The sequence below is a fragment of the Tessaracoccus sp. SD287 genome (assembly GCF_017355265.1).
In the GTDB taxonomy this organism is placed as follows: domain Bacteria; phylum Actinomycetota; class Actinomycetes; order Propionibacteriales; family Propionibacteriaceae; genus Aestuariimicrobium.
In genome coordinates this window covers 1-7,787 of the sequence record NZ_JADIJQ010000052.1, presented here as the reverse complement: position 1 = coordinate 7,787, position 7,787 = coordinate 1, and the positions used below count along the sequence as shown (strand labels likewise).

Below are 7,787 nucleotides of genomic sequence, written 5' to 3'. Positions count from 1 at the left end.
CCTATGTGCGGGGTGACCACGACCAGGCCGAGCAGATGTACCAGCGCGCCCTGGCCGCCAACCCCACCCACGCCGACAACCTCGGCAACTACGCGATCTTCCTCACCGATGTGCGGGGTGACCACGACCAGGCCGAGCAGATGTACCAGCGCGCCCTGGCCGCCAACCCCACCCACGCCAACAACCTCGGCAGCTACGCGATCTTCCTCACCGATGTGCGGGGTGACCACGACCAGGCCGAGCAGATGTACCAGCGCGCCCTGGCCGCCAACCCCACCCACGCCAACAACCTCGGCAACTACGCGCGCCACCTGTTCATCCAGTCCCACGAGGGGAAGGCGGAGGATTATGCAGTCAAGGCTCTGCGCATTGCGACGTCCCCCCTGGAGCTGCCTCTCCAGGCAGAGTGCAACTTCTATCTATTCGCGCACTCTGCAAAGCACCGAGATTCTTCGGGGGGCGAACTGAAACTCCTTCTTTCGCGTGGCGTGACGACTGGCAACTGGAGCTTCGCAGGGAACATCGCGCGGGTGGGCGCGGAGAATCCTGCCAGAGCTGCGCTTCTGACGGCTGTTGCATCGGCACTAGCAGGGGCAGTCGACTCCGACCTCGACCGGTTCCCGGAGTGGCAAGCACTCCCCTCGGCATAACGGAACCGAGAGTGGAGCCTCTGTGCGTCCATGAGTGCTAGCCTCGCCGCCCAAGTTCACTGTCCGCGAGGACCGCACCGCAGCGAAGCGAGGAGCGGACCGCAGTGGATGCGCCGGCGGAGCCGGCGCCTTGATCTTGTAGAGCCGAATTCGCCAGTGAGTTCATAGAAATGAGACATGAACCTAGTCACTGTTCGATTGGAGCGGGCGACGGGAATCGAACCCGCGTGTCCAGCTTGGGAAGCTGGCGCTCTACCATTGAGCTACGCCCGCGTGCAGGGGTGCAAGACCCGTGCGACAGCTGAGTCTAGCGGACCTTTCCGGGTTGGTGCGGCAGGGTCGGCTCAGCTGCGACGCCGGGCCCTGACCTCGCGGGCCACCTCGGCAAAGACCTGCTCGCTGACCTGCCCACCGATGCGCCTGACACTATTGGGGTTGACGCGAATGATCCGGTCGACCCGGGCCTCGCTCGGGCGTCCCCGGGTGTCCCACGGACCGGTGCCCACGTCGACCCAGTAGCGTCCCGCCCCCGCCTCCTGGGCGGCATCGCGATCGTGATCCTTGGAGGTCAGCGGCAGACCCAGCAACCAGTCGCCGTCGCGGGCGATCAACAGGACCGGACGATCCTTGCCGCGGTGGTGGTCCTCCTCGAAGGGCACCCACGTCCACACGACTTCGCCGGGGTCGGGCTCGGTGCCGGGCACCGGCGAGTAGACCATCTCGAGGCGTCCGCTGAAGTCGCCGGGGTAGGCATCACCCACCACGGGTGGCACGGTCCTGGCCCGCGGACGCAGTGGTCGATCGCCCTGCCGCTGGGAGGGTTTGCGGCGCCCGCCGCCCCGGAGATGACGGTCCAGAGCGTCGCCGAGCGCCTTCTTGAAGGCATGGGACAGGGTGGTGCGCAGCGAAGCCATGGTCAGACCCTAGTGCTGAGGCTCAGCGTTCGGAGACGTATCGCGGCAGGCGTCCGTAGGCCACGTTCTGGTAGACCTGCGGGTGGCGCGGCGCCTCGGCCCGGAAGGCCGCCCACCGGTCGAAGTAGGCGGTCACCGGTCGGAGCCACAGCACCGCTGCGCCGGCGACGGCCAGGGGGATGGCCACCAGGGCCCAGCTGTTCAGCAGGAACGTCAGCAGGGACATCCCGGCAGCCGCCAGGCCGAGGATCCGGCTCCACCGGTGACCGTTCCAGGCCTGGAAGGCTGCCAAGGCCGGGGCAGCGGTGGTGGCGGCAGCGAGCAGGGCGATGACGCACACCCAGACGACCGACTGCCATGAACCGGGACGCGGCGTGGTCCAGCCCAGCAGCCGCGCCGACGCGTGGAAGTGGGTGATGTTGATGGCATCCCACCAGAACTTGCCGAAGGCGACCACGACCGCCAGCGAGGCCGCGTACAGCAGACCCGCACCGACCAGCATGACGGGATTGCGGCGCGGTTGGCCGGTGGTCTCGCTGAGCTCCAGCGGGGGCTCCAAGACGTCGATCGGCGGCAGGGTCGCGATGACCTTCTTGCCGTCCGGGCCGGTGGGTTCCGACTGCGGCATTGGCTGTGCCCATGGCTGGCTGCCCTGCTCGCTCATCCGCCACCTTTCGTCCGGGCCGAGGTTCTCGTCCACAGTACCCGGGTGCTGGCCAGCGCGGAGGGTGACGCTCGCTGGACGCCGCCGAGTGCCCGGCGCGGTCCCGGCTAGCCTGACCCGTGTGAACCAGCCGAGCACCCCCACCGCATCCACCGCCGAGCCACACCCGACCCCGGAGCAGGCCCCTCGATGGACGGCTGTGGTCTTCGACCTGGACGGCACCCTGGTGAACACCCTGGAGTTGATCGTCTCGGCATTCCAGCACGCCCATGACCGGGTGGCGGGGGAGCAGATCGACCCCGAGGTGGCGAAGTCGTGGATGGGCCGCTCGCTGCTCGACATCTTCGGCGACGGTCCCCGAGCCGAGGCGCTGCTCAATGCCTACCAGGAGTTCAACAAGGCCAACCTGGAGACCCTGCAGAGCAGCTACGAAGGCGTGGCCGACTTGCTGAGGGACCTCTCGGCGGCCGGCGTCAAGGTCGGTGTGGTCACCTCGAAGGAGCGCGAGGACGCGGTGCGCAGCGTCCGCGCCGGTGGCCTGACCGGACTGGTGGAACTCACCACCACCCTCGAGGAGACGGTGCTGCACAAGCCCCATCCTGACCCGATCCACCACGCCCGGCGCAAGCTCGATGCCCACGACGAACCCTGCGTCTATGTCGGTGACGCCATCTGGGACGTCCGGGCCGCGGCCGCTGCCGGCATCGACCAGATCGCCGTCGGCTGGGGCGCCAGTTCCAGTGAAAGCCTGCGGGCCGAGAATCCCAGCCACGGCGTCGTCGAGACCGTCACCGAGCTGCGATCCCTGCTGCTCGGCTGACGCCGCAGCACCCAGACCGCACACCCAGCACCACCACGACAGCGGCTCCGCACCCCGAGGGGTGCGGAGCCGTCGTCGTCAGCCCGGGTCGGGTCAGCGCATGCTGCCCTCGTTCAGGAAACGGGCATGCCAGCTCAGCGCGGTGGCCAGGTCGTGCGGGGTGTGCTGACCGTTGGCAACCTTTTCGGCGTGCTTCACGTACTCCTTGAGCGGTTCCTTGTAGTCGGGGTGGGCACAGTTCTCGATGATCACCTTGGCGCGTTGGCGCGGTGCCAGCCCGCGCAGGTCGGCCAGGCCCTGCTCGGTGATGATCACGTCGGTGTCGTGTTCGGTGTGGTCGACGTGGTTCACGAACGGGACGATGCACGAGATGGCGCCGCCCTTGGCGGTGGACGGGGTCACGAACGCGGCGATGGAGGAGTTGCGGGTGAAGTCACCCGAACCGCCGATGCCGTTCTGGATGCGCGAGCCCATCACGTGGGTCGAGTTGATGTTGCCGTAGATGTCGGCCTCGATCATGCCGTTGCAGGCGATCGCGCCGAGTCGACGGATGACCTCGGGGTGGTTGGAGACGTCCTGCGGGCGAAGGATGATCAGGTCGCGGTACTTCCTGGCCTGGTCGTTGACCTTCTTGGCGGCATCGGGTGACAGCGAGAACGCCGTGGCCGAAGCCACGGTCAGCTTGCCCGAGTCGAGCAGGTCGACCATGCCGTCCTGGATGACCTCGGTGTAGGACTCCAACTGGTCGAAGGGGCCCTCGAGCAGGCCGGCCAGCACCGCGTTGGCGATGTTGCCCACCCCCGACTGCAATGGCAGCAGGTTCTTGCCCAGACGCCCCTGCTTGACCTCGTTGCCGAGGAAGTCGAGGAAGTGGTTGGCAATGGCCTTGGAGTCCTCGTCGGCAGGCTTGAAGGGCGAGTTGCGGTCGCCGGCGTCGGTGACGATGACGGCGATGACCTTCTCGGGGTCGACGTGCAGCGTCTTGCCGCCGATGCGGTCGGATGCTCGGGTCAAGGGAATCGGCACGCGGGAACCGGGGGCATTGCCGACCGGGTAGTACACGTCGTGCATGCCGTAGAGGTCGACCGACTGCCACTCGTTGACCTCGAGGATGACCTTGTCGGCGTAGTCGAGGTAGGTGCGGTTCAGGCCGAGTGAGGACGAGGGGACCAGCTCACCCTCGGCGGTGATGGAGCTGACCTCGATGACGGCCACGTCAAGCTTCCCGAAGAAGCCGGCGGTCACGTTCGGGGCGACGTGCGACAGATGGATGTCCTGGTAGTAGGACTCCCCGGAGTTGATGGCGTGACGCATGGACGGATCGGACTGGTACGGCATCCGGTACGACACACCCTTGGCGTCGGCCAGCTCACCGTCGAGTTCCGGCGCGGTGGAGGCGCCAGTCCAGACGCCGACGGTGAATTCCTCGCCGCGGGCGTGCGCCTCCTTGATCTGCTCGGCCAGCGCGACCGGCAGTGCCTTGGGGTAACCCGAACCGGTGAACCCGCTGAAACCCAGGTTCATCCCATTCTTGATCAGGGCAGCAGCGTCGCTGGCCGACATGATCTTCTGACGGAATGTGTCGTTGGCGATCCGTTCTGACATCGCTTTCCTCCTTGAAGGGGTCACGCCAGTCCGCTTCGTTGCCGACGTGGCTTTCTTTCCAGAGGCTACCCTCTCAGAATTCCCCGCGAAGGGGGAGGGGTCAGCATGGACGTCGCCGGCGACCGACTAGGCTCCGGCGCCCATAACCAGGTAGCCCAGGGCGGCGTCAAGGCGCGGGAAGCTGATGGTGGCGTCGGCCTGGGAGGCTGCGGCCGGCTTGGCGCAATAGGCGATGCCCAGACCGGCTGCGGCCATCATGTCGAGGTCATTGGCACCGTCGCCGATGGCGACCGTCTGGTCGGTGGTGGCACCAATCTGCTCGGCAAAGCTGCGCAGGTGGCGAGCCTTGGCGGCCCGGTCGACGACAGCACCGACGGTGCGTCCGGTGAGCCTGCCACCGTCGACCTCCAGTCTGTTGGCCGCCGCGAAGTCGACACCCGCCGCCTCGGCGAGGGGTCCGACGATCTCGATGAATCCGCCGGAGACGAGGGCAACCTTCGCGCCGACGTCATGCAGTGCCCGGACCAGGTGGTGGGCGCCGGGGGAGTAGTGGATCTGTGCGCGGACTTCGTCCAGGGCCGCCACCGGTAGACCGCGCAGGCTCTGCACTCGCAGGGCCAGCGCCTCGGCGAACTCGATCTCGCCGTTCATGGCGCGTGCCGTGATCTCGGCGACCTGTTCACCGGCGCCGGCCACGTCGGCCAACAGGTCGATGGACTCCTCGACGGCAAAGGTGGCGTCCACGTCACAGACGACCAGCCGCGGCGGGTGGGTGGCCAGCCACCCGGTCACGACGCCATGGTCGGCCAGGGCGAGGTCGCCGGGCCGGGCCTGCGCCGCCCAGCCCCAGTCGTGGGCCCGAGCACCGGCCAGTTCGGCCGGGGGTAGCCCGGGACCCACCAGGATCGTGCGTGAGGTGACCACGTCCGGCAGGCCGTCGAGGGCCGCCGACAGGTTGTCGGGCTGGTCGTGGGGCTGCTGCGGGTCAGGGCTCATGGCCCCAGCCTAGGGTCTGAGCCCAGACGGTCGATCGTCAGCGGTGCAGCCGGGACACGGTGTAGCCGGAGTTCTGGGCGACGACCTCGGCGAATCCGTGGCGACGCATCAGTCGTAGCCAGGGCAGGTGCGAGTTGTGGACGAGCCACAGTTCCCCGCCCGGCAGCAGTCGCTGGGTGGCGATCTCGATGAGAGACTCCGTGGCCGAGGAGTCCTTGGCCACCCCCGCGTGGAACGGGGGGTTGCTGACCACCAGGTCGTAGTCGTCACTGGCCGCGAGCAGCGCATTGCCGTCGGCCCAGTGGACCTCGGCGGTGATGTCGTTCGCGGTCAGGGTCAGCCGAGTGGCTTCGGCCCCTGCCCAGGACAGGTCGACCGCGTCGAGGCGCGCCTGCGGCAGCAGCCCGGCCAGGGCGGTGGTGATGATCCCGGCACCCGAACCCCAGTCGAGCACCCGCTCGGCGCCCACGGACACCACCTGGTGCAGGTGCTGCAGCAGCAGACGGGTGCCGGGGTCGATCCGGCCCGAGGCGAAGGTGCCACCGTGGTGGGCCACCCTGGTCGCCGACGTTCCGCCCGAGGGTGCCGGCAGGTCGACCTGGCCCCACCGCGGCCAGGCCCCGCCCGGACGCGACGCTGCCTGCGGTCGCGGGTCGTTGCCGTGCAGCACGCGGGACTTGTTGCGTCCCAGACTTGCCCGCACGTCGCCGAAGTGGCGGGCGATGACCGTGTTCATCGACGGGTTCAGGTGCTTGCTGCGGGCACCGCCCACGAAGGCCGCACCCGAGGCGGCGATCCAGGCACACCACTGGTCCAACTCGTCCAGGTCGCGGGGCAGGCGCACCCAGGCCAGGTCGACCGGGCCGAGGTCGTCGGCGGGGGTGACTCGTTCCACTCCCCGGGGCAGTGCCGACTGCTCGACGGCCGAGTCGCAGAACGCCAGCACCCTGGCCCCGGCTTCCAGCGCATATGCGGCTGCGGCGACCGAGCCGACCACCAGGACGGTGCGGTCATTCACGGACACGCCGGATTCGTCGATGACCAGTTGGTCGACGACATCATTCAAGGGGGTTGCGGGCACAGCCAAACTTTAGGGCCCGCGGCAAGTTATTCCCTCGCCACTTGCCCAAATGCACCCCGGTGCGGTGAAAATGGTGGAGGTGCCCTTCCGGGGTGCCACCCCGAGAGGATGTACGACATGCAGCAATACGCCGCCTGGCGCGCCACCTACACTCCCGGTCGTTGGGTCGTCCTGGCCGGGCCCAGCTCGCTGGTGATCCTGCAGCCGGCGCCGGTGAAGGCCTCGATGCTGCTCAACAACATTTGGGACCGAGTCGTCGAGTCACGCTCGATTGAGCACCTGCTCTCGCTGCTGGCCTCCCACGGTGCCAACAAGATGCCCAATTTCGCTGCCTTCTTCTGGTCGGCCGACGGCATGCACTCGTTGGTGCGTGGCTCCCTGCGCCTGGTGGACCTGACCACCGGTGACGTCATCAACCATGGCGAGGGGGTCGTGTCCTGGCGTGAGGCCCCGGTCACCAGCCGCCAGGTGCGCGTCGACATGGAGGACGTCGACCAGGAGACCGTGCTGCAACTCCCGCTGATGGTGGGTGCGGTGACGGCGTCGGCGATCGTGCTGGACGCCACCGCCACCACCCAGTTGGTCTTCCCCGCGGCGCGTGAGGGCGCCGAAGGTGCCGACCAGGTCAGTGACGAGCCGGCCATCGCCGCACTGGCCCCGGTCATCCCGATCGGAGGGCCTGCCAGTGCTGCCCCGGACCCGGCGCCGACCCGCGCGGCCGACGAGGCCCCGGTGACCGCCGAGACGGACGGGCCCGAGGAGACGGACGTGCCCGAGGAAGCGGACGGGACCGAGGAGGCGGACGTGACCGAGGAGGCCGAGGTGCCGGCCGCCGATGCCCCGGCCGAGCCCGTCGAGGACGAGTCAGCCCAGGACGCCCCCACCCAGGACGAGCACCACCTCGAGGACTCCGAGGGGGAGTGGACCGACGCGCCGGCCCCGGACTTCGTGACTGCCGCCGAGCATGCCTCGCCGGGGCCCCTGGTCGCGTCGGCTGCGGAGGAGGAGGAGTCCTCGCTCGAGGAGGCCAGGGAAATCCGCAGCTTCCAGGGTCCCG

Annotated in this window: 7 protein-coding genes, 1 tRNA gene and 1 pseudogene; 3 read left to right on the top strand and 6 right to left on the bottom strand. The window is 68.5% G+C overall.

What is annotated here, in order from left to right:
- The coding region (locus IPV09_RS13665; protein WP_207475858.1) for a tetratricopeptide repeat protein at nt 1-650 on the top strand (650 nt) is incomplete at its 5' end.
- A gap of 199 nt (nt 651-849) precedes the next feature.
- Here IPV09_RS13665 and IPV09_RS13660 read toward each other — a convergent pair.
- The 3 genes from IPV09_RS13660 to IPV09_RS13650 form a co-directional block, all read right to left on the bottom strand.
- Nucleotides 850-923, bottom strand: a tRNA-Gly gene (locus tag IPV09_RS13660).
- 71 nt (nt 924-994) lie between these two features.
- Entirely contained in the window at nt 995-1,564 is a 570-nt protein-coding gene (locus IPV09_RS13655) for a type II toxin-antitoxin system PemK/MazF family toxin (protein WP_207475856.1), read from the bottom strand.
- Nucleotides 1,565-1,586: 22 nt separating this feature from the next.
- The gene (locus IPV09_RS13650) at nt 1,587-2,228 is read right to left on the bottom strand and encodes a hypothetical protein (RefSeq protein ID WP_207475854.1); all 642 of its coding nucleotides are present in this window, start codon (nt 2,226-2,228) and stop codon (nt 1,587-1,589) included.
- 121 nt (nt 2,229-2,349) lie between these two features.
- Here IPV09_RS13650 and IPV09_RS14510 point away from each other — a divergent pair, with 121 nt between their 5' ends.
- The gene (locus IPV09_RS14510) at nt 2,350-3,048 is read left to right on the top strand and encodes an HAD-IA family hydrolase (protein ID WP_207475852.1); all 699 of its coding nucleotides are present in this window, start codon (nt 2,350-2,352) and stop codon (nt 3,046-3,048) included.
- A 93-nt stretch (nt 3,049-3,141) separates the two neighbouring features.
- Here IPV09_RS14510 and IPV09_RS13640 read toward each other — a convergent pair whose 3' ends face one another.
- From IPV09_RS13640 to IPV09_RS13630, 3 genes are all read right to left on the bottom strand, one after another.
- Nucleotides 3,142-4,653, bottom strand: a complete 1,512-nt coding sequence (locus IPV09_RS13640) for an acetyl-CoA hydrolase/transferase family protein (RefSeq protein ID WP_207475851.1) — start codon at nt 4,651-4,653, stop codon at nt 3,142-3,144.
- Nucleotides 4,654-4,779: 126 nt separating this feature from the next.
- Entirely contained in the window at nt 4,780-5,649 is an 870-nt protein-coding gene (gene serB, locus IPV09_RS13635; protein ID WP_207475849.1) for a phosphoserine phosphatase SerB, read from the bottom strand.
- 37 nt (nt 5,650-5,686) lie between these two features.
- Entirely contained in the window at nt 5,687-6,730 is a 1,044-nt protein-coding gene (locus tag IPV09_RS13630; RefSeq protein WP_207475847.1) for a methyltransferase, read from the bottom strand.
- A gap of 117 nt (nt 6,731-6,847) precedes the next feature.
- Between IPV09_RS13630 and IPV09_RS13625 the strand changes: the two are divergent.
- Nucleotides 6,848-7,787: pseudogene (locus IPV09_RS13625) on the top strand (hypothetical protein); the annotation flags it as partial.